This window comes from Pseudovibrio axinellae (assembly GCF_900110875.1).
Lineage (GTDB): Bacteria > Pseudomonadota > Alphaproteobacteria > Rhizobiales > Stappiaceae > Pseudovibrio > Pseudovibrio axinellae.
In genome coordinates this window covers 579,354-601,314 of sequence record NZ_FOFM01000001.1, presented here as the reverse complement: position 1 = coordinate 601,314, position 21,961 = coordinate 579,354, and the positions used below count along the sequence as shown (strand labels likewise).

18 protein-coding genes and 1 tRNA gene are annotated in these 21,961 nt (G+C 51.1%); 12 read left to right on the top strand and 7 right to left on the bottom strand.

The window, feature by feature from the left end:
- Positions 1–16 precede the first annotated feature (16 nt).
- The 5 genes from iolB to BMZ51_RS02665 form a co-directional block, all read right to left on the bottom strand.
- Positions 17–841, bottom strand: a complete 825-nt coding sequence (iolB, locus tag BMZ51_RS02685; RefSeq protein WP_068006258.1) for a 5-deoxy-glucuronate isomerase — start codon at positions 839–841, stop codon at positions 17–19.
- Positions 838–1,746: a myo-inosose-2 dehydratase gene (iolE, locus tag BMZ51_RS02680; protein ID WP_068006259.1), complete on the bottom strand. Its 909-nt coding sequence runs from the start codon at positions 1,744–1,746 to the stop codon at positions 838–840. The genes iolB and iolE overlap by 4 nt, the downstream gene beginning before the upstream one ends.
- A 5-nt stretch (positions 1,747–1,751) precedes the next feature.
- Positions 1,752–3,581, bottom strand: coding sequence for a 3D-(3,5/4)-trihydroxycyclohexane-1,2-dione acylhydrolase (decyclizing) (iolD, locus tag BMZ51_RS02675; RefSeq protein ID WP_068006261.1), 1,830 nt, complete (start codon positions 3,579–3,581; stop codon positions 1,752–1,754).
- A complete protein-coding gene (locus BMZ51_RS02670) occupies positions 3,578–5,518 on the bottom strand; it encodes a bifunctional 5-dehydro-2-deoxygluconokinase/5-dehydro-2-deoxyphosphogluconate aldolase (protein ID WP_082825625.1) in 1,941 nt (646 codons plus the stop codon). Before BMZ51_RS02670 ends, iolD begins: the two co-directional genes overlap by 4 nt.
- Positions 5,519–5,659: 141 nt before the next feature.
- Positions 5,660–6,511 (bottom strand): MurR/RpiR family transcriptional regulator, encoded by an 852-nt coding sequence (locus BMZ51_RS02665; RefSeq protein ID WP_068006262.1) that lies wholly within the window; start codon positions 6,509–6,511, stop codon positions 5,660–5,662.
- A 348-nt stretch (positions 6,512–6,859) separates the two neighbouring features.
- Between BMZ51_RS02665 and BMZ51_RS02660 the strand changes: the two genes are divergently transcribed.
- From BMZ51_RS02660 to BMZ51_RS02620, 9 genes are all read left to right on the top strand, one after another.
- Positions 6,860–7,786 (top strand): sugar ABC transporter substrate-binding protein, encoded by a 927-nt coding sequence (locus BMZ51_RS02660; RefSeq protein WP_068006264.1) that lies wholly within the window; start codon positions 6,860–6,862, stop codon positions 7,784–7,786.
- Between the two features lie 63 nt (positions 7,787–7,849).
- Positions 7,850–8,956, top strand: a complete 1,107-nt coding sequence (locus BMZ51_RS02655; RefSeq protein ID WP_068006265.1) for an ABC transporter permease — start codon at positions 7,850–7,852, stop codon at positions 8,954–8,956.
- Between the two features lie 2 nt (positions 8,957–8,958).
- On the top strand, positions 8,959–9,738 hold the full coding sequence (locus BMZ51_RS02650; RefSeq protein ID WP_068006267.1) for an ATP-binding cassette domain-containing protein: 780 nt from the start codon (positions 8,959–8,961) through the stop codon (positions 9,736–9,738).
- Positions 9,739–9,827: 89 nt separating this feature from the next.
- Entirely contained in the window at positions 9,828–10,961 is a 1,134-nt protein-coding gene (locus BMZ51_RS02645) for a Gfo/Idh/MocA family protein (RefSeq protein ID WP_068006269.1), read from the top strand.
- Positions 10,962–11,144: 183 nt separating this feature from the next.
- Positions 11,145–11,220 (top strand) — tRNA-Phe (locus BMZ51_RS02640).
- 638 nt (positions 11,221–11,858) lie between these two features.
- Positions 11,859–13,199, top strand: coding sequence for a glycosyltransferase family 39 protein (locus BMZ51_RS02635; protein ID WP_068006271.1), 1,341 nt, complete (start codon positions 11,859–11,861; stop codon positions 13,197–13,199).
- 2 nt (positions 13,200–13,201) lie between these two features.
- Positions 13,202–14,185 carry a glycosyltransferase family 2 protein gene (locus BMZ51_RS02630; protein WP_068006272.1) on the top strand — a complete coding sequence of 328 codons (984 nt, stop codon included), beginning with the start codon at positions 13,202–13,204 and terminating at the stop codon, positions 14,183–14,185.
- Entirely contained in the window at positions 14,169–14,942 is a 774-nt protein-coding gene (locus BMZ51_RS02625) for a ChbG/HpnK family deacetylase (protein ID WP_068006274.1), read from the top strand. Before BMZ51_RS02630 ends, BMZ51_RS02625 begins: the two co-directional genes overlap by 17 nt.
- A 103-nt stretch (positions 14,943–15,045) precedes the next feature.
- The gene (locus tag BMZ51_RS02620) at positions 15,046–15,669 is read left to right on the top strand and encodes a TetR/AcrR family transcriptional regulator (RefSeq protein WP_074881808.1); all 624 of its coding nucleotides are present in this window, start codon (positions 15,046–15,048) and stop codon (positions 15,667–15,669) included.
- Between the two features lie 132 nt (positions 15,670–15,801).
- On the opposite strand, the gene BMZ51_RS02615 is transcribed toward BMZ51_RS02620, so the two are convergent.
- Positions 15,802–16,842 carry a zinc-dependent alcohol dehydrogenase family protein gene (locus tag BMZ51_RS02615; protein ID WP_068006277.1) on the bottom strand — a complete coding sequence of 347 codons (1,041 nt, stop codon included), beginning with the start codon at positions 16,840–16,842 and terminating at the stop codon, positions 15,802–15,804.
- Between the two features lie 723 nt (positions 16,843–17,565).
- On the opposite strand from BMZ51_RS02615, the gene BMZ51_RS02610 reads away from it, so the two are divergent.
- Positions 17,566–18,027, top strand: coding sequence for a nuclear transport factor 2 family protein (locus tag BMZ51_RS02610; protein ID WP_074881732.1), 462 nt, complete (start codon positions 17,566–17,568; stop codon positions 18,025–18,027).
- Positions 18,028–18,149: 122 nt separating this feature from the next.
- Here BMZ51_RS02610 and BMZ51_RS02605 read toward each other — a convergent pair whose 3' ends face one another.
- Positions 18,150–18,818 (bottom strand): DUF6058 family natural product biosynthesis protein, encoded by a 669-nt coding sequence (locus BMZ51_RS02605; protein ID WP_068006279.1) that lies wholly within the window; start codon positions 18,816–18,818, stop codon positions 18,150–18,152.
- A gap of 389 nt (positions 18,819–19,207) precedes the next feature.
- On the opposite strand from BMZ51_RS02605, the gene BMZ51_RS02600 reads away from it, so the two are divergent.
- Both BMZ51_RS02600 and BMZ51_RS02595 read left to right on the top strand, forming a co-directional pair.
- Positions 19,208–20,809, top strand: a complete 1,602-nt coding sequence (locus BMZ51_RS02600) for a peptide chain release factor 3 (protein ID WP_068006281.1) — start codon at positions 19,208–19,210, stop codon at positions 20,807–20,809.
- 76 nt (positions 20,810–20,885) lie between these two features.
- Positions 20,886–21,929: a class I SAM-dependent methyltransferase gene (locus BMZ51_RS02595; RefSeq protein WP_068006283.1), complete on the top strand. Its 1,044-nt coding sequence runs from the start codon at positions 20,886–20,888 to the stop codon at positions 21,927–21,929.
- The last annotated feature ends 32 nt before the right edge of the window (positions 21,930–21,961 follow it).

Sequence of the window (21,961 nt, the reverse complement as noted above, 5' to 3'; positions counted from 1 at the left end):
TTTCAATAGAGCAATATTATGCGTCGACAGGTTTTGCGTCGCGTTGTGCAATCCAGTCATGGTCAGGGTGGTTCTGGAAGCGCCACTTGCGCATCGGACCAGCCATTACGTTCAAGTAGTACATCTCATAGCCGTAAGGCGAACCACAGGGGTGATGGCCTTTTGGTACAAGAACGACGTCCCCGCTGGACACCGCCATGGTTTCGTCAAGCTCACCATCTTCAGTAAAGACACGCTGGAATCCGAACCCCTGATCTGGGTTCAGACGGTGGTAATACGTCTCTTCCAGATAAGTCATATTCGGGAAGTTATCTTCATCATGGCGATGCGGAGGATAGGAGGACCAGTTGCCCTGAGGGGTATAAACCTCAGTCACCAGCAGGCTTTCAGCAAAGTCCTGATCTTCCATCGCAATTGGGTGAATGTAACGGGTGTTGGAACCAACACCGCGTTCCACGCTTGGTACGTCATCAGGGCCGATCACGCGGGCAGGGTAGCTGCCATCCTTGGCAGGGGCGCTGCAAACAGCAAGTGTCAGTTTGGTCTTGGCTGTTGCGCTCCACCGTGCACCGGCAGGAACATAAACACACCATGGCTTCACACGTTCAAACACGTTCATGCGCTCGCCAAGAGTGCCAAAGTCCTGCCCGTCGGATGTGATGCTGGCTTTGCCCTCTACAATCACAAGGATTGCTTCCTTGCCAACCATCAGTTCGCTAGCGTCTTCGCCAGCTTCAAGATGATAAAGACCAAAGCCAACGTAACCCCAATTGGCAGTTTCTGGCGTGATGTCATGCACCTTGTCGCCAGTGCCAGATGGTTTTACGAGAAGCTTGCTCATGCTGATACCCCTTGATCAAGACCAGCGCTCACAGCCATTTGGCGAAGTGCCTTAAGGCCCATGCTCTGGTAGGTAAACGGGTTGCGCTGATCAGGGTCCTGTTCCGCTTCAATCACCAACCAGCCTTCATAGCCATGTTCTGCTGCAATTTTAAGGACAGGTTCAAAATCAACACCGCCCTCTTTGTCGCCAGGAACGGTAAAGACGCCGCGGCGTACACCTTCAAGGAAGCTCAGGCCTTCGCCTTCAACTTGCTCACGAATGGTCGGGCGCACGTTCTTTGCATGCAGGTGACGCACACGCGCCATGTGCTTTTTGGCAACCTCTACCGGATCAGCTCCGCCAAACCAGACATGGCCGGTGTCCAGCAACAGGTAGGTGTTCGGGCCAGTGACGTCCATGAACCGGTCGATCTCTTCGCCGGTTTGCACAATTGTGCCCATGTGGTGGTGGTAGACGAGCGCAATACCCTGCTGTTCACAGTAGGTTGCGATTGCTTCTACATCAGCGCCAAATTTCTCCCACTGATCATCTGCAAGCACAGGCTTGTCATTAAGCGCAGTATCATCAGCGCTATGGATCGCATTGGAGGTTTCACAGGTGATGCAAACCTGACAACCCATCGCCTTCAACAGGTCAAGGTGAGGCTGGATTGCCTTCTTCTCGTCTTCAACGCTATGCGCCAGCAGGTTCAAAGAGTGCCAACCAGACACAAAAGCCAGACCATGCGGATCAAGCGCAGCTTTGAGGGCCGCAGGCTCGGGTGGCATTTTGTGCCCCTTTTCAATGCCGTCAAAGCCAATCTCGCCAGTCTCGCGCAGGCACTGTTCTAGCGAAATGTGGGCACCGAGATTAAGATCATCATCGTTGCTCCATGCAATGGGGTTGGTTCCATAACGGATCATTGGCTTTAGTCTCCCAAACGCTGATCACCCAGCGCAACTTCGTAACCCTTACGGGCTTCATTGACTTCTTTGCGTACAGACACTTCCGGCACAGCCACATCCCACCAGTGGCCACCACCTTGTGTGGTTGGAAGCGGGTCAGTGTCAATGACGATGCAGTAGGACTTGGTGCTTGCTTTGGCGCGTTCCATCGCGTCCGCCAGCTCATCAATGTTTGCAACATGCTCCGAGATTGCTCCCATGGAACCGGCATGTGCTGCAAAGTCGATGTTGGACGGCTCAACATGATAGGAATCGTCGAGCAAATTGTTGAAGTTCTCGCCGCCGGTCGCCATTTGCAAACGGTTGATACAACCATAACCACGGTTGTCCAGCAGAACCACAATGATCTTGTGACCTAACATGACAGAGGTCGCCAGCTCAGAGTTCATCATCATGTAGCTGCCATCGCCAACCATCACGATAACTTCGTCATCTGGCTTTGCCATCTTAACGCCAAGACCACCGGCAATTTCATAACCCATGCAAGAGAAGCCATATTCCATGTGGTAGCCACCTGGCTTGGCTGTCTTCCAAAGCTTATGCAGCTCGCCGGGTAAACCACCAGCAGCACACACAACAGTGGTGTTCTCGTTGGTTGTACGCTGTACAACGCCGATCACCTGCGCATCCGTTGGCAAATCATTGCCAATGGGAGCTGCCGTGGCTGCCTCAACAATCGACATCCACTTGGCCAAATGTGCCTCGCTCTGCGCCGTTGCTTTCCAGCCGTCCAGCTGCTCACTCAACAAACCCAGACCAACACGGGTATCACACACAAGCGCAAGAGCATTGTGCTTGCCGGTGTCGTATGACGCGACATTCAGCTGCAGGATGCGGCGATCAGGGTTCTTGAACAAAGCCCAGGAGCCGGTGGTGAAGTCCTGCAATCGTGTGCCAACAGCAATGATGAGGTCTGCTTCTTCTGCCACAGCGTTAGCCGCAGACGAGCCTGTTACACCAATACTGCCAAGGTTCAGGGCATGATCCCACGGCAGGGCAGATTTACCTGCTTGAGTTTCAGCAACCGGAACATTGTGTGCTTCAGCAAAGTTCTTCAGCTCATCTGTTGCCAAAGAGTAGTGCACGCCGCCGCCAGCAATGATCATCGGGTTTTTCGCAGCACGAATAGCAGCGCTCGCCCGCTCCAGCTCGTCTGTATCAGGGGCAGGGCGACGGAAGGACAAAGTGCGCTCTTCAAAGAAGCTGAGCGGCCAGTCATAAGCTTCAGCCTGCACGTCCTGACACATGGCCAGCGTAACCGGTCCACACTCAACAGGATCAGTCAAAACAGCCATGGCGCGTGGCAGTGCCGTTAACAACTGCTCAGGGCGCTGAATTCGGTCGTAGTAGCGGCTCACAGGGCGGAAACAATCGTTCACGCTGACTGTGCCATCCTGAAAATCTTCAAGCTGCTGTAGAACAGGGTCAGGAGCGCGGTTTGCAAACACATCCCCCGGCAACAACAAAACCGGAAGACGGTTTACGTGTGCAAGAGCAGCTGCCGTCACCAAATTGGCGGCTCCCGGTCCAATGGATGTGGTCACGGCCATCGCACGGCGGCGATTGGAGGCCTTTGCATAAGCGATGGCAGCATGTGCCATACCTTGCTCATTGTGCCCGCGATAGGTCTTCAGCTCATCTTGTGCGTGGTAAAGTGCTTCCCCAAGACCAGCCACGTTCCCGTGACCAAAAATCGCCCAGACACCAGCAATAAAGCTGTCTCCATCAGGCGTTTTTTGGGCTGCTAGATAGCGAACCAGAGCCTGTGCGGCTGTTAGTCTGATCGTGCTCATGCAACTTCTTTCTTATCCGCTCGGGCCTGCTCCCAGACATTCCCAAGGCCTTCAAACTTAGCAGCCATGTTTGCAATGGCTTGCGCGTCAGTAATTTGACCGCCAAGCCACTCCTCTGCAGCCTGCGCAAAAATGGTGCGCCCAACAGCAAAGCCTTTTACAAGGTCATGACGAGCGGCAACGTTAAAGCTTGCAGCCAGCTCTTTAGCAGGTGCATCAAGACCAAGAACAACGATGCCGCGGCACCAAGGGTCATTTCTCTTTACAGCAGCACAAGCTTTTTCCCAGCCAGTATCGCTCTTCAACGGCTCCAGCTTCCACCAATCTGGATAAACGCCCAAATCATAGAAGCGCTGGATGATATCGGCTGTCGTGTCATCATTGACTGGACCGACTTTGGATGGAATGACCTCCAGCAAGAACTCAAGGCCATTTTCACGGCAGGCATGGGCCAGACGCAAAATTGTCGCTTCGTGGTTGGCTTTCATCTCTGCACTGTCGTCAGGATGGTAGAAGCAAAGCACCTTGACCACGTGCTCTCGTGGCCATTCAGAAAGCTGGGTGCCAAAGTCAGGGCCAATTTCCAACTCTAGCGGACGAGAGCCTGGCAGCTCCACCGGACGGCCAATCCAAAGACCGGAACCCGTGGCTTTAAAGAGGGCTTCCTGCCCCAGGCGGCCATCGCACAAAATACCGTAATCATCACCGCCAGCGCGCACCTGTTGAGCAGCTTTAAGGCAAAGCTCCTTAAACTCAGGGATCTTGTGGGCAGGAGCGCCAACTTTGGCAGCTATGTCTTCAATCTGTAAGCGGTGATCGAAGGCAAACACCTTCATATTGGACCAACGGCCCTTGCGGTTCGTGGACCAATGGATCTGCTCAAGCTTCTTGTCCTTGCGCAACGCATGTTCGCTGGAGCCGTTATCCAGGAACCACTGCAACTCTTCCCAGCTTGGGTAAGCAGGTGCACAGCCATGGCGTGACACGGCAAACGCACCACAAGCATTCGCGTAGGTGAGGGTGGTCTCCCAGCTCTCGTCCTTCAGCCAGCCGCGCAGCAAGCCAGACATAAAGCCATCACCTGCGCCCAAAACGTTGAACACCTCAATCGGGAAGCCCGGACCGGACTTACCTGCATCAAGGCTTTGTGCAATCGCGTCTTCAAACACCACCGCGCCCATTGGGCCGCGCTTGCATACCAGTGCTGCCTTACTAACGTTGCGCACCGTATTGAGTGCTTCAAGCGTATCGGTAGAGCCGCCAGCGATGTGGAACTCTTCTTCTGTTCCTACGATCAGGTCGAACAGGTGCAAATGCCCCTGAAGTTTTGCAGTCACTTCAGCAGATGCGATGAAGCGTTCTTCACCATCGCCGTGACCAGCAAGACCCCAAAGGTTCGGACGGTAATCAATGTCCAGCGCAGTGCGAGCGCCATTCTCTTTTGCAAGACGAAGCGCTTTCAAAACAGCTGCTTCAGTCTTTGGGTGAGAAAGGTGCGTACCAGTGACAGTGATACAGCCAGCTTGTGCAATGAAGTCTGGATCAATGTCATCTTCGCACAGCGCCATGTCAGCACAGTTTTCGCGGTAGAAAATCAAGGGAAACTGTTCTTTATCGCGAATGCCAAGAAGAACAAGTGCGGTCAGTCGGTCCTTGTCGGTAACAAGCCCATCAACACAGACGCCTTCTTTAACAAGCTGTTCGCGAATGAAACGGCCCATATGCTCGTCCCCAACGCGGGAAATAAGCGCAGACTTCAGGCCCAGACGAGCTGTTCCCACTGACATATTGGTTGGTGAGCCGCCGACATACTTATTGAACGAAGCCATGTCTTCAAGTCGGCTGCCGACCTGTGTCCCATACAGGTCAACCGATGACCGGCCGATTGTGATGACATCTAGTGGTTTCAACGTATTCTCCCAATCAGATACTAGCATTTTCTGAAAGATTACATATTCTAAAAATAATCACAAGTAGAATATTTATTCAAAATAGAATGAGCCTCATTCTAAAGTCCAATGAGGTTCAATTCCAATTTTCGCTAGTTCTGCGCTCCGTGTTGATTCCATAAAGATACTCTAGGACAGAGAGGTCCACTTACGTGCGTCGCCCACTGCAACGGCGATGGAAGTGGCCAGGCACATGGTTGTGGAGAGTGATCGAAACGCACCGTGTTCAGCTTCGTTAACTTCCAAAACTGTCGACGACACACGGGCAATCGGAGACAGGACACTGTCTGTCAAAGAGACCACCGCGACGCCGCGTCCAAAGGCCTTGCTTGCAAACTCGACCACCTCTGGAGAGTAGGGACTGAAGGTCGCAACAAACAGAGCGTCACCTTCGTTGATGAACTGAACGCGCTCCTCCAAGATGCCGCCCGTGTATTCCAAAAGGTTCGTTCTCACACCCATCTTTCCCAGTGTGTAATGCAGGTAGCTGACAACCGGGTAGGCACGCCTTAATCCCAATAAATGTATGTTTTCTGCACTAGAGAGCGCCTCGATCGTTCTTTCAAGTGCTGCCGTGTCTACCTGCCGAACCAGATCGTCGAGAGATTGTTTGGAGCGTTCTACGAAGTTGCCAAGGATGCCTCCGGGAGTGTTGGTGCCGCTTTCGCGGATCTTCGTCAGGCGCTCTGTATATTCATTATTGCGGCCGACCAGTTGCCCCTGGAAGATCTGTTGCATCTGAGAAAAGCCGTCGAAGCCGAGCGTCTGTGCAAAGCGCACAAGAGTTGAAGGCTGCACACCTGCAGCGCTGGCAATTTCAGCTGTGGTGCCGAGCGCGATTCTGTCGGGGTTGGCCAAAGCGTATCTTGCACACTGCATAAGGCGCTTGGGCATGCTGTCCGAAAGAGTACTTATTCGAGTCTTGAGGCTCTCATAATCTGAGGGAGCGTCGGGCTTAATTGCGTCTAAATTCTGTGTCATGAAAAAAATCTATTCCAAAACTTGAAAGATCGCAATGTACGTTCTATAAATATGGAACGAATTTTCTGAATTTGCGAAATTTAGATAAATTCTGCGATTGTAAGGCCTAATATTCGTGCTCTGTCCTTTGACATTGTTATTTGCTTTCCCGGTTGGGGGTTTGGCGCAAACAGGCTTGCGCTTTTATAATGATGAAGAGGGGGGCATGCGCTGGTGGGACAGCTCGGCACTACAATAGAGACGCTTACGCGTTCGAAATTCTGATGATCGTGGACGAGATGATCGCTGGATTTCAAATTGGGGGAAACCCCACTTTAAAATTGGCATAGGCCAATCTTGGGAGGTTATATGAAAAAGACTTTACGTGCATGCGTAGCTGCAGCAGCGATTTTGGTTGCACCTGCTGTAATGGCCACCGACATTATTGTCGTCAGCCACGGGCAGGCAAACGACCCATTTTGGTCAGTTGTTAAGAACGGTGTAGACAAAGCAGCAAAAGACAGCGGCGTAAATGTTTCCTACCGCGCTCCGGAAACGTTCGACATGGTGGCCATGAGCCAGCTGATTGATGCTGCCATCGTGCAGGAGCCAGATGGGATCGTTGTTTCTATTCCTGATGGTGATGCGCTCGGGCCGTCAATCACTAAGGCTGTTGAAGCCGGTATTCCGGTGATCTCCATGAACTCCGGTAGTAATGTTGCAGCCAAACTTGGTGCTCTTTTGCATGTGGGACAAGGCGAGTTTGATGCTGGCAAGGCTGCTGGTGCAAAACTGGCGAAGATGGGGGGAGACACCGGTATCTGTGTAAACCACGAAGTTGGCAACGTTGCTCTTGATCAGCGTTGTGAAGGTTTTGCAGCAGGTTTTGGTGGTAACGTCACTGTTGTTCCAACCGGCAATGATCCAGCTGAAGTTGAAGCGAAGATCAAAGCTGCCCTGGAATCCAACGAAGACATCGACACCATCATGGCGCTTGGTGCGTCGCTTGTAGGCGAGCCAGCTGTTGCAGCTGTTGAAGCCGTTGGCCTGTCTGGTTCTGTAAATATTGCTACTTTTGACTTGTCTCCAGGCTTCCTGAAGGCTGTTTCCGAAGGTAAAGCAGCGTTTGCGGTCGATCAGCAGCAGTTCCTTCAGGGTTATCTGCCAGTCATCTTCCTTGCTTTGAATGCAGAATACGGCCTCATTCCAGGTGGTAATGTCCCATCTGGTCCAAACCTTATCACTGCTGAAAAAGCAAGCCAGGTTGTTGAATTGTCCGCAAAAGGCATCCGTTAAGGAGCTTTGCTTTGAGAGGGATACAACCTATCCCTCTCATTCGTGCAAACTGAGGTAATAAATATGTCCGACCTTGCTGTTGAGAGCACGGACGAAAGAGTAAAAAACGTCTCACTCATCTCCCGGCTTATGAAACGCCCGGAACTTGGTGCTCTTGCTGGTCTTGCTCTCGTAACTATCTTTTTCGCTTTCACTGCAGACCCCAAAATGTTCTCTCTTGCGGGGTTCTTGAACTTTATGACACCAGCTTCCCAGCTGGGCATTTTGGCAATTGGCGCCGCTTTGCTCATGATAGGCGGAGAGTTTGACCTGTCCGTTGGGTCCATGGTGGCATTTACAGGCCTTATCTTTGGCGCGGCGATGGTGACATTTGAGCTGCCTCTTTATGCTGCAATCATAGTCACCTTTATGGTTGCTGCAGCCATGGGGGCTGTGAACGGGCAAATCGTTATTCGCACAGGCTTGCCATCCTTTATTGTGACACTGGCATTCTTGTTTATTTTACGCGGCCTTTCCCTTGTTGGTCTTAAGGCAGCAACAGGCGGCTCAACACAGCTGCGCGGCGTTCGTGAGAAGGTTGAAGGCAGCTGGATTGCTGATTTCTTTAGCGGCGAAGCCTTCACTCCACTGTTCTACTGGCTGGCCGAAAATGGTCTGGTTGACACGTTCAAGTCAGGCAAGCCGAAAGTGGATGGCATTCCAGTCGAGATTATCTGGTTCACACTTCTTGCAGGTGTTGCAACCTGGATTTTGCTGCGTTCCCGCTTTGGCAGCTGGATTTTCGCCTCCGGCGGCGACAGCAGTGCAGCCAGCAACTCCGGTGTGCCCGTGCGCAGGGTTAAAATGTACCTGTTCATGTTCACAGCATGTTGTGCAGCACTTGTTGCGATCCTCACTGTCATGGATGCAGGCTCTACAGATGCACGTCGTGGGTTCCAAAAGGAATTTGAGGCGATCATCGCAGCAGTTATTGGCGGCTCTTTGCTCACCGGTGGTTACGGCTCTGCAATCGGCGCGTTCTTCGGCTCCATTATCTTTGGTATGGTGCTGATCGGCCTCAGCTACACCAATATTGATCAGGATTGGTATCTGGTCTTCCTTGGATCCATGCTGCTGCTCGCGGTGTTGTTTAACAACATGATCCGCAAGCGCGTAACAGGGGAGCGCTAAACATGTCGACACCCATTGTTGAGATGAAGAACATTGAAAAACACTTCGGGTCAGTCATTGCTCTGGCAGGTGTTTCCTTCTCTGTGATGCCAGGCGAAGTTCACTGTTTGCTGGGGGATAACGGCGCAGGCAAATCCACATTCATCAAAACCATGTCTGGCGTTCACAAGCCAAGCACGGGCGAGATATTCGTGGACGGAAAGAAGCAGGCCTTTGATAGCCCGCGCGATGCTATGAATGCAGGCATTGCCACTGTGCACCAAGACCTTGCTATGATCCCGCTGATGTCGATAACGCGCAACTTCTGGCTGGGACATGAGCCGACCAAAAACTTCGGCCCGCTCAAGTACTATGACCTGAAGAAAGCCAACGCAGTTACTATGGAAGAAATGGCAAAGATGGGAATTCGCCTGCGTGAGCCAGATCAGGCCGTAGGGACGCTGTCCGGTGGTGAACGCCAGACGGTGGCGATCGCCCGTGCGGTTTACTTCGGTGCTAAGGTCCTCATTTTGGATGAGCCGACCTCTGCTCTTGGTGTGCGCCAGACGTCAAACGTGTTGGCAACCATGGATAAGGTCCGCAAAAAAGGCGTGGGTGTTGTGTTTATCTCTCACAACGTGCGCCACGCCATGGCAGTCGGGGACCGCTTCACGGTTCTGAACCGGGGCAAAACCCTTGGCACCGCCAAAAAGGGTGAGATCACCGCCGAGGAACTGCAAGATCTAATGGCTGGTGGGCAAGAACTTGCCAGCCTGGAGGCTTCGTTGGGCGGCACAGTCTAATGAGCCTACCTCAGGAGCGGTGCGCATAAGTGTACCGCTCCTTTGTTTTAGCAAGTCCCGTTTCCACGGGCGCTTTCAGGAAAATTGAGATGGGTAAAATCGGCGTAGGTCTGATTGGCACCGGGTACATGGGCAAATGCCATGCTCTGGCATGGAATGCGGTATCTGGCGTGTTTGGCGGTGAGCTAAAGCCTGAATTGGTCACTCTGGCTGAAGTGAATGAGGAGCTGGCAGCGGCGCGCGCACAAGACTTTGGCTTTGCCAGGTCAACGGGCGATTGGCGTGATATGTTGTCTGACCCCGATATCCAGATCATTTCGATCACAACGCCAAATCAATTTCATCCGCAAATGGCTATTGAGGCGTTAGAGGCAGGTAAACACGTTTACTGCGAAAAGCCCATGGCACCATCATTTACAGATGCCCAAAAGATGTTGGAGGCAGCTCGCAAGTCCGGCAAGAAAACATTCCTTGGCTACAACTACATCCAAAACCCTTTGATGCGCCGTATCCGCGATATGTTAAGTGCGGGCGAGATTGGCGATGTGCTTCAGGTCCGTCTGGAGATGGACGAAGACTTTATGGCGAACCCCGACGACATATGGAGCATTAAAAGTGGCGCTGCATCGGGCTATGGCGCTTTGGATGACTTTGGCGTTCACACCATATCTTTGCTGGTCGCGCTGGATTTGCACATCGAAAAAGTCATGTGCCACATGACCAAGCCCTATGCGAGCCGAAAGGATTGTGCTGGCAACCAGAAGAGCGTTGAAACCTATGACGCAGCCACGGTGATGTTTGAGCTGTCAAACGGCGGCAATGGCACGCTCCAGCTCAATCGTTCTGCATGGGGCCGAAAGGGCCGCATTGCAATTCAGATCTTTGGCTCCAAAGGTTCCATTGTCTATGATCAGGAGCGCATGAACGAATTGAAGGTCTATAAAGCGCAAGGCAATACGGCAGAGCAGGGGTACACCACTATACTGGCAGCCCCAGCACACCCGCCCTACGACCGCTTTATTCCAGCACCAGGTCATGGACTGGGCTTCAACGATCTAAAGATTATAGAGGTCAATGAAATCCTTATGAGCTTGCAAGGTCATAAGAGCCATTTGATCGACTTTGAAAAAGGTATTTCAATCGAGGGGCTCGTACACGCGATGGCTCTTTCTCATGATCAAGCAGCCTGGGTTGATGTAGCCCCAGCACTACAAACGGCCTGATGCTGCGATTGTTGCGGATGCGCGTGGTTTCGTGCATCTGCTTTTTCTGCTCAGTAAATAAAATTTGCTAAGCCGCTAAAAGGCTTTGGGAAAACTCTTCAAGGGCGCTGGACAGGAGAAATTTCCCACCCTATAACACGCTCACATTCGCGGGACGGAAAACACACCGGACCAGCAGAAAGTGCCCGAATAGCTCAGTTGGTAGAGCAGCGGATTGAAAATCCGCGTGTCGGTGGTTCGAATCCGCCTTCGGGCACCACTTTTCCCCTTGGTGCAATCTTCAACAATATTCGCGTAGGCGAGCCCTATCGCTATATGCTTGTGATTTCGAGCGTTCCAAACTGCTCGACACCTCCGCTTTTTCAAAGACCGTCAGCGCTAAGCTCGGTCGCTGCGATGAAATGCACCCAAAGTTTCCTTATAGCTTTAAGCTGAAGCGAACTGCGCTCTCAATTGATAGGTTCTGTCACAAACGGCGCGTTCCCGAGCAGCCCATTGCTCTTGGGTGGCGAAAATACAACTTTGTTGTCCATCTTTCAAAATGGGTGGCAAAACTATTTAAAACAAAGTGGAGATTGTGCGCTGCTCATGATATTTGCTCCCCCTGAAAACATGGTTGTTGATTCAGTGTAATTTTATCCCTTTTGCTTTGGGATCTATTGGATTTATTTTGGTGTTATGGACGTAAATATTGAGAGGCGAGGTCATTCTTTTCAGAAAGGTGCTCTCAGCAAGGTGAATATCGGCTCATCTTGGTTTATTTTATCAATTCTTGTTTTGCATGTATTTGTCTTTACGGTGATATCGTCGATATTCGCCCATAATTTGCCATTAGATGCCGTGGAGTCGCTCTATTGGGGCAAGGAATGGCAACTGGGCTATTTTAAGCATCCACCAATGTCCGCTTGGATGATCGACATTGTTGTCCAGCTCTTTGGGCGCGCCGACTGGCTCATCTTTGCAAGCGCTCAGATTTGTGTGGTGATGGCTATATTGCCGGTAATTTTGATCGTTCGAGAACGGTTTGGTGCAAAAGCGGGTGGGTATACAGCTCTTGCTGCGTTCCTAACCCATTTTACGACGATATCTGCTGTTGAATACAACGTAAATATGGGCTTTTTGCCATTCTGGGGCTGGATGGTATTTACGTTTTTGAAAGCCGAAGAAAAAGATAAGCTGGGATGGTGGGCCCTTTTCGGCATTCTAAGCGCCGGTGGTATGTATGGGAAGTACATTGCCGGAGTTTTTCTGATCACTGTGACACTTTGGGTTTTTCTTAAACGTAGAGACCTGCTGAAACGTCCAGGTCCATACTTGGCGGCCTTTCTATTCCTAATTGCGCTTACACCCCATCTTATATGGTTAGTGCACTCCAACTTTCTTCCCATTGAATACGCCATGGGACGATCGGGAAGTGACGACAAGTCCTGGTTCGATCATATATTGATGCCGCTGATTTATGTGGTGGAGTTCATTTACTCTGTTGCACCAATGTTGCTTGCATTAGCGATTGCTGCTGGCTGGAGGCGGATCAGTACAATTTCGCTTACCCGTATCAAGGCCGGCGTGAACCGTGTTTGGGCTGACCCGTTCATGTTTGCAGCGCTTGGCCCAGTTCTTGTAATTACCGTCATTTCGATGGTGCTTGGTGCAGATATCAAAACAGCGTGGTCGATTCCGCTTGGTGTTGTTTTCGCCGGCCTGATTGGGATATCTGCTGCTGCCTTGGAGACTGGATCGGGCGACTTTAAAAACCGTTTTATGGTTTCATGGGCTGCACTGTATGGCACCTTAGTGCTTGTCTATATCGCTATCTTCGTTGCCTCACCGCTGGCAAAAAATAAGCCGGCCCGAATGCTACATGATGGACCAGAATTAGCGCGCCTCGTGGAGAGCTACTGGTACAGCCATGAAACAGCACCCTTTGAATATGTAGTGGGAAGTCGTTGGCCTGGTGGAACTGTCGCTTGGTATAGTTCTGTTCGGCCATCGCTTTTTGAAAAAGCGAGCCTTAAATACGCTCCCTGGGTAGATATGAGCGACCTTCATCAAAAAGGGGCGCTTTATGTTGACTACAAAAAGCCTAGGGCGATGGTCGCTGGAATGTGCGCGACGGACCTGCAAAAAATGCTCTGGCCTGCCGCAGGGGGCAAGATTTATAAAAAACATCCTGAAGTCTGGGTTGCAACGCTGAAGCCAGCAACGGGCTTAGATGCTGTAACGTGCGTGGGGAATTAAAAATGCACAACAACACACTCACGATCGCAGTGCCGGTATTTAACGAGGTTGAATCTCTAGAGATTTTTCATCAAAAACTTGGTGAAGTTGCCGAGCAGTTGGTGGCGCAGTTCGCACTAAATGTTGAAATTCTCTATGTCGATGATGGAAGCTCTGACGGTAGCGTTGAACTTATGAACCGCCTGCCAAGTGGGGCCTTCAGCGTCAAAACAGTTTGCTTTAGTCGCAACTTTGGTAAGGAAGCAGCACTGGTTGCTGCGACAGAGCATTGCAAAAAAGGGGCGATCGTTTTCCTTGATAGTGACGGTCAACACCCACCTGAAATGCTTCCAGAATTTGTTCGTCGCTGGAAAGTTGAAGGCAATGATGTTGTGTATGCCGTTCACAACAAACGTCAGGACCATCCAATCAAGCAGAAAATGGTAGGTGTGTTTTATCGGCTCATTAATTCAGGTAGCAGATTTGAGATTCCTGCAAATGCAGCTGATTATAAGTTACTTTCACCACGTGCCTTGGAAGCAATGAAGGCGTGTAAAGAACGCATACGCTTTTTCAAGGGACTCTCCACCTGGATCGGCTTCAAGCAAAGTGCGATTGAATATGAGCCAAAGGAGCGCATTTCCGGTACGACGAAATGGAATTTCCTCAAGCTTTTGAGTCTCTCATCAGAAGGTGTGATTTCCTTTTCTACGGTACCGCTTCGGGCCACTATGTTTTTGGGTGTTGCTATTGCAATTCCTGCCTCTGTCTATGGGTTTTGGATCGTACTTTCAGCGCTCTTGATGGGGAACGACGTTCCTGGGTACTCATCTTTGTTCACCGCAACAGTCTTTTTGGGCGGCTTACAACTAATTCTTCTTGGGGTCGTTGGTGAGTATGTGGGGCACATGCTTCGGGAGATTAAGCAACGCCCGATCTACATTGTCGCGGAAGAACATAGCCTGCAGGCGAAAACTCCAGAGGTTGCCGATGCGTCTGGTCGCTGATGACTATGCCTATACGTCGGGCATTAGCAAAAGTATCTTGTGGCTGCTTGAAAATAACAAGATCCACGGGACGTCCTGTATGGTTATCACGCAGGCTTGGCCCACTGACCGACAAGCCTTGAAGGATTTAAGCGAGAAAAGACCCGATATCCAGATTGGGCTGCACATCACGCTCACAGGCGACTGGCTTAAACCTTCTTCAACCGCTTTGGGCTGGGCTGTGCTTCCGACAATGCAGCAGCTTTTACTTAAGTCACACCTACATCTGTTGGATACACGGCAGATTGAAGCTGAGATTGCCTCTCAGATCGCGATATTCCAGCGTGACTTTGGAAGACTGCCAGATTTTGTTGACGGTCATGAACATGTGCATTTGTTTCCCCAAATCCGCAACGCTTGCATAAGAGCGCTGCACGCGGTCGGCTTTCAAGGTTGGGTTCGCCAGTGTGGAGGGCCGCTCAAAGGTGTTTTGAAGCGCCCGTACCGCATTAAGTCTCTGTTTCTGAATTACCTAAGTTGGGCGTTTAAGCGGCAAGCTCAACGCTATGGCATTCGATATAATCAGGAATTTGCAGGGATTTACGATTTCTCATTAGAAAGCGATTTTGCCAATTTATTGCAAGTCTGGCAAAAAACTGCCTCGCAAGACAGCGTTTGCATGTGTCATCCTGGGGCTCCACATACGCAGCCTGAGACGCCGGATCCCATCGCCCGCTCTCGTGAGCGTGAAATGCGGGTTTTATCGAACAGGAAATAGAGCAAGAACCGTCCTGTAGAAACGCAGGCGCTGCCTGACATACGCCAGAGCTTTGTTAGGGAAAGGGCTTGCGTGATGGGTGTTTATATTTATAGTGATCGCTATGGAAAAGAAAAAGGCAGTGCGGGGCAGACCTCGTCGTTTTGACAAGGATGAGATGCTGCAAAAAGCTAGCGAATTGTTTTGGAAGCAGGGATATGAGGGCACGTCAATCAGTGATTTGGTTGGCGCAATGGGCGTAACGCCTCCGAGTCTTTATGCTGCGTTTAAGTCCAAGGAAAACCTCTACCTGCTGGTTTTAGATCGCTACGCTGATGTCTATGGCACGCAGATGCTTGAGGGGCTCGGCGCTCACGATGATGCCGTGAAGGCAATAAAAGCAGTGTTATACAGCTGCGCAAAAGTGTTTACAGCATCCAGTCACCCGCTTGGCTGCATGATTTCCACCGGACTGGTGGAGCGCGCGGAAAGCGAAAAAGCACTCTCCGATAATTTGGAAGGCCGCCGTTCCCTTACAATTGCAGCTATTTACAACAAGCTGGTGAGTTGCCGCTCTCAATTTTTGGAGAGTACAGACCTGCAATCTCTTGCAGCTTTCGTTGGTGCAACAATACAGGGAATGTCCATTCAAGCTAAGGATGGGACAAGCGAGGACGAGCTGAGGAAACTGGCAGACTTATGCGTCCTCTCACTCTCTCAGTTCAGGCATGAAACCTGTATTAGCTAATGCCCTATCAGTGATGAGATGAGCTTGTTTACAAGTGCAAGGTCTGGGTTTGCCCAAAATGATAGGATCCGGCTTTCTAATTGCAAAGCCGGATCCAGACATAGGCGTGGTGCCTCAGGTTGTCGGGTGGGTTCACTCGTTGATGGTCACAGTGATCTTTCCAAAATGGCCCGCCGCTTTCATGCAGGCATAGGCCTGTTGTACGCCTTCAAATTGAAAGCGCTGATGAATAACTGGCTTAATGGTGTGCTGTGACATGAAATCAGAGACGCGTTCTAGATAGGTTCTTGAACCTACCAGAACCCCGGAGATACTTGAGTTGTTAAAGATCAGATGGCTGATGTTCTGCGGTGCAGCCGCCCATCCCGTTAACACGCCCACTTGTGCGATGATGCCATGAGCCGCAACAGCATTGATTGATTTTTCAAGAGTATCCTTGCCGCCCAGATCAAGCACAATATCTGCCCCTTTGCCGTTGGTGCTCTTCAAAACCTCCTGATCCCACAGGGGAACCTTTTTGTAGTTGATGGTGGTATCAGCTCCCATCTGCCGTGCCCGTTCCAGCTTCTCATCACTTGACGACAACAAGATCACCTTTGCTCCCGCCGTCTTTGCAAACTGCAGGGCAAAAATGGCGACGCCGCCCGTGCCTTGGATCAATACCGTATCTTCACTGGAAAACGTCCTGTGAGTTTCAAACAAGGCGTGCCAGGCTGTAACCGCTGCGCAGGGCAGGGTAGCAGCTTCTTCCAGTGTCAAATGGTCTGGCACACGCACAAGCGTATCCTCATGAAAGACCGCAAAATCCCGCAGGACGCCGGGTCGCTCTGCAGAGCTTAACGCTGAGGCCATAAACCCGGGCTCAAAGCGCCCCTCATGCCAGTCTTGAAAGAAGGACGGCATAACCTTGTCCCCGACCTTCCAGTTAGAAACATTGCTGCCAACCTCCACGATTGTGCCTGCTCCATCTGAGAGCGGCACCAAATCTGCTGGCATCTCGCCATAAGCACCCTTGGCGATCATCAAATCGCGCGAATTGACGCTAGCTGCAGCCATGTGCAGGCGAACCTCATGTGCTCCCAGGGCTGATGGGGCAGCCTGTGCAAGGCTGAATGTGCCTTCATTCATATGAGCTTGGCGGTGGGTTTTTGAAGTCAGTTGTTCAGAAATCATTGTTTTGCTCTATTTATGTAGTGATAGCTATATAAAGCGACAAGTGAGGGGGTATGTCAATATTTAAAATAGTGATCACTATAAAATAAATCTCAACCAGTTGTGTTCGCTTTGATGCAGCCGAAAAAGCAACGGCGCTGATCTCTGCAAACATCACTCATCACCTCAGTTGCAGGCGTCATGAAAAATGCTCTGGAAATGGCGGAGATTTGCGTTTTTGCCAGCAAGGCAAAGAGGAACGCTCAGCGGTATAACTTGCACAGTGAGGGACAGGTTTAACCGCGCCCGCTGCCTGCCCGCTCATGTAGGGCCAAGACGGTATGCCCTGTGGAGCAGTGGCTTTGTGAGCGACAGTTCAGTCGCTCTTGGTGCAGGGACGGTTGTGATTGAACCAGTAAGATAAAGGAAATCTCTCGGTTGGGATGTGCCGTCAGGCTGTGGGAAAAGACTCCCAGTGAGGCTGGTCCATTTGCGGCAGAAATATGTCATGTTGTTATCACAATACAAACCATAGTACCGGAACAGGGTCCTTATTGCCTGCGTAATCGTTATATTCATGGGGTATCTGGCGCGATTAAATACGCTAGTGTATCTGCGGCGCGGCACGTATCGGATATGGAATTAGGTTTTCCTCAAAGCCGCCAGAGCTTTTGGCGAGTGCTACACAAAATATCAAATAGTTAGAGTATGTTCCGAAGCTCTGACTGAGCTGGGAGAATGTAGATGGACACCATTGGGCCAATCCAAAATCGTGTAAGTCGTTTCTTCATTGATGTCGACGACCGAAATTGGGAGGCCGTGGAAGCCACCATGACTGGCCGCGTCCATCTGGATTATTCCTCTTTTGGGGCAGGCGAGCCGGTCTATCTGTCTCCTGAAGAGATTACGACAGCATGGAAAGAGCTGTTGCCCGGCTTTGATCAGACCCACCACCAGATTGGGAACGCTCTGATTGAATCAAAAGAGCAAAAGGCCGATGTCAAACTCCACGCAACAGCAACTCATTATATAGATGGCGCAGAGGGTGGTGATATTTGGGTGGTTTACGGCACCTATCACATGACCTTGGTACACGAGGGCGGTACATGGAAATTCAACAGCATCCGCTTTAATTTCAAGTTTCAGGATGGCAATCTGGAACTTCCGGTTCTGGCACAAACGCGGGCAGATGAAAAAGCTGCATAACGTAAACTTTGCCCCTTGGAGATTAACAACAAGGGGCACTTTGAGCAAACGGCTGCACGTCTTTGCGTTGTTCTTGCCTCAGTACGCAAGGACGCTACCCCACATAGACGCTATACAAAGGCTTAGGCAAAATCCTTGGTAGCCAAATACCTCTTGCGCACATCAATGATACAACTTTGTCTCGAGGATGCCGCGACTTCATGTGGTGCAAAGTTAGATTCAACGCGATCGAGCAAGTCGACGAGTGCCTGCAAAACCTCCAGATGATCTTTTGGCAAATACGCAGGTTCTACCATTATGATTTGTTTGATAAAACGTACACCAGCCTGCTTTAAGAAGATGGTTTCTGGCTGTCCGTCAAAAGTACACAGCCCATAGGTCCCATTTAAAAAGTGATCCCAGGTCCTGTCCTCCAGGTCACTGTCAAATGCTGTAAATGCATCAGGGTAAACGGCCTGTAACTGGCCTCCCAGTTCTCCGCTTTGAAAGGCAGTCTTTGCACTGCGAAAACGGGTAAGAAAGAAAGCTTTGGCAGCCTGTTCGTCGGTGAGGCCATAGCGCTGTAGATCTGTAAACCAGCAATGGTGACCTTTTTGATGAAAGCGATAAAGCTCTTGGTCCTGATAGTCTCCAGGGAAGGATGTGCAGGAGGATGCACTGGTAAAAAGGTAGGATGCCGCAGGCATAAGCCGGCGAACTTGCAAACTTTGCAAGTCGTGCGCAGAAACGCCAAGCATATCAATGAAGGTGTGCTCCTCATAAAAGTTGGAGTACAGGTAGTTAAGTAACATCGGGGCTTCCTCGCAGTCATAAAGTGAACTGCGCACATGAGTAGTACACGCTTTGAGCGTGATGTTTCGATCCCGATCGAACTAAGCTTTAATTTGCAACCGACCCAGCTGCAACGCGGGAGTGCGAGCTAGAGCGTTCGGTATGATTGGTTTCAACACGCGGTGGTCGTTTCATGCCGGAAAAGTTGAGGCGAGGGCTGGTGTTGCTGCATCACATTCTATAAAACCCACTCCAACAAAGGTTTCAGCAGTTTTGTGCGCTGAAGTGTGTTCCTGAAAAGTAGCTTACAACTATCAGAAACGTGCTTTAAAACATGCGCGCCGGGTAATCGGCCTCAATTCTGCATTTTCAATGATGATGCAGGAATTTGCCTGCAAAAGGAGGCTCTATGAGCGGAGCAGGCAAAGAGCCATATTTGGCGCGCCGCACGTTTGCGATCATTTCACACCCGGATGCTGGTAAAACCACGCTGACAGAAAAGCTGCTGCTTGGCGGTGGTGCGATCCGTGCTGCGGGGCAGGTGCGCGCCCGTGGTGAACGCCGCCGTGCTCGTTCTGATTGGATGAAGATTGAACAGGAACGTGGTATCTCTGTTTCTTCCTCCGTGATGACGTTTGAACGCGATGGCATTCTCTTTAACCTGCTTGATACGCCGGGCCACGAAGACTTTTCTGAAGATACATACCGTACACTGACAGCTGTTGATGCAGCGATCATGGTGATTGACGCTGCAAAGGGTATCGAAACCCAGACCCGCAAACTCTTCGAAGTTTGCCGCCTGCGCGATATTCCAATCATCACCTTCATCAACAAGATCGACCGTGAAGGTCGCCACCCGATGGAAGTCATTGATGAGATCCAAGAGGCATTGGCTCTTGATGTGGCACCAATGAGCTGGCCGGTTGGTATGGGCTCTGACTTCTTCGGCGTATTCGATCATATTGGTAACCGCTTCTTTACCTCTAGCGAAGGCCGTGGCGGTGCGCTTGATACCATCAAGAAAGTTGAAGGTCTGGAAGACCCTGAACTGGTTGGTGAGCTGTTTGACAACATCCGCGAAGAGCTGGAAGAAAATGTGGAACTTGGCGGTGCAGGCTACCCAGAGTTTGACCGCGAGAGCTTCCTTGAAGGTCACTTGACCCCGGTTTTCTTCGGGTCCGCGCTGCGCGACTACGGTATTGACCAGCTTTTGGACTTTATTGCAGAACATGCGCCAGCGCCCCATTCGCAGCCAGCAACTGGTGGCCGTGTCATCACGCCAGATGAGAAGAAGGTCACGGGCTTTGTGTTCAAGGTTCAGGCCAACATGGACCCCAAACACCGTGACCGTATTGCATTTGTGCGTTTGTGTTCTGGTACGTTTAAGCGCGGTATGAAGCTAAAGCATGTACGTGCAGGCAAGCCGATTACAGTGTCCGCTCCAATCTTCTTTTTTGCAGAAGAGCGTGAGATTGCGGAAAAAGCCTACCCGGGCGATGTGATCGGTGTGCCAAACCATGGCCAGCTGCGTGTGGGGGACACCCTGTCAGAAGGCGAAGAGATCCACGTAACAGGCCTGCCAGCATTTGCGCCAGAAATTCTGCGCCGTGTGCGCCTTACAGATACCATGCGCGTGAAACAGATGCGCCGCGGTCTGGAAGATCTGGCAGAAGAAGGCTTGGTACAAATCTTCAAACCAGCCATCGGCACCAACTGGATTGTTGGGGTGGTTGGTGTTCTTCAGCTCGATGTTGTGGTGGATCGTCTCAAGGCTGAATACCAGACAGAAATTGGCTTTGAAACAGCCATGTACAACACAGCCCGCTGGATTGAGTGTGAAGACAAGCTCAAGCTCGATAAGTTCCTTGAAACCAACCGCGCAAATGTGGCGTTGGACCGGGACGACAAGCCTGTATACCTCTTCAAGAATGCTTGGGAAGTATCCTATGTAGGCGAAAAGAACAGTGATATCGGATTCCGCGAAACACGCGAGATTGTGCATACCTCTTAAAAACAAAAACCTTGGGTGTGGCGCGTGATTTTAATGAACCGCGACAAGGCCCTAAGGCAGCAAGGATAAGAATAAGATGAAAGATTCAGCTCTCGATACGCTGTTGCTGCCATTTGAAGATGGTTTGCTAGACTTCTTTAAAGACGGCTCTGCTGATCAAAAGGCACTCTTCCTGCGCGCACGCATGGGCTTTGCCATGAACGGCATCGCCAAGAACCGCATGATCTGCCAACAGACCTTTGCACCGGACAAAGACAATCTGGAACGCGCTGGTTTCACCGTATCACCACAGGTTGATGGCCAGTACCCGGTTGTGTTGTTGTTGCCACCACGCCAGCGCGATGAAGCCCGTGCGCTTATGGCAAAAGCTGTAAAGTCTGCTGCGCAGGGCGGTCTTGTTGTTGCAAGTGCCTCTAACACAGAAGGTGCAAAAACAGCTGAGAGCGATCTGACCAAGCTGGCAGGCAATACAGGCAAAATTTCCAAAAACAAATGCCGTGTGTTTTGGGCCGAAGTGACACCAGAAACCGTAAACCACGAGTTGGTGGAAGAGTGGCTGAAACTAGACGAATCCCGCGAAATCATGGAGGGCGAGTTTATCAGCCGTCCGGGCGTGTTCGCATGGGACCATCTGGACAAAGCCTCACAGCTGCTCGTCGCCACGCTGCCGGAAAAGCTGGCAGGACGTGGTGCAGATCTGGGCTGTGGTTTTGGCTACCTGACCCGTGAAGTTGCCAAACGCGAAAAGGTCAAAGCCATTGATCTTTATGAGGCTGAAAAGCGCGCGCTGGATCTGGCTGAGCAGAACCTGAAGGGCAAAACCGGAGAGGTCGCGCTGGACTTCATCTGGCAGGATGCCACCAAGAAGCTGGCACGCACCTACGATTTCATCTTCACCAACCCGCCATTCCACGCTGGTGGCAAGCAGGACCGTGCAGATATCGGGCAAGAGTTCATCAAGTCCGCCGCCCGTGGCTTGCGTCCATCCGGTCATCTGTGGTTGGTCGCCAACCGTCATCTTCCATATGAAGCAACGCTGGATAAGGTGTTCGCCTCCTACGAGATCATGGCAGACCAGAACGGCTACAAAGTCATCCGCGCGATTAAAGCAAATAAGTAAGTAAAGCGCGCGTACGCCCAAAAAGTGGGTGC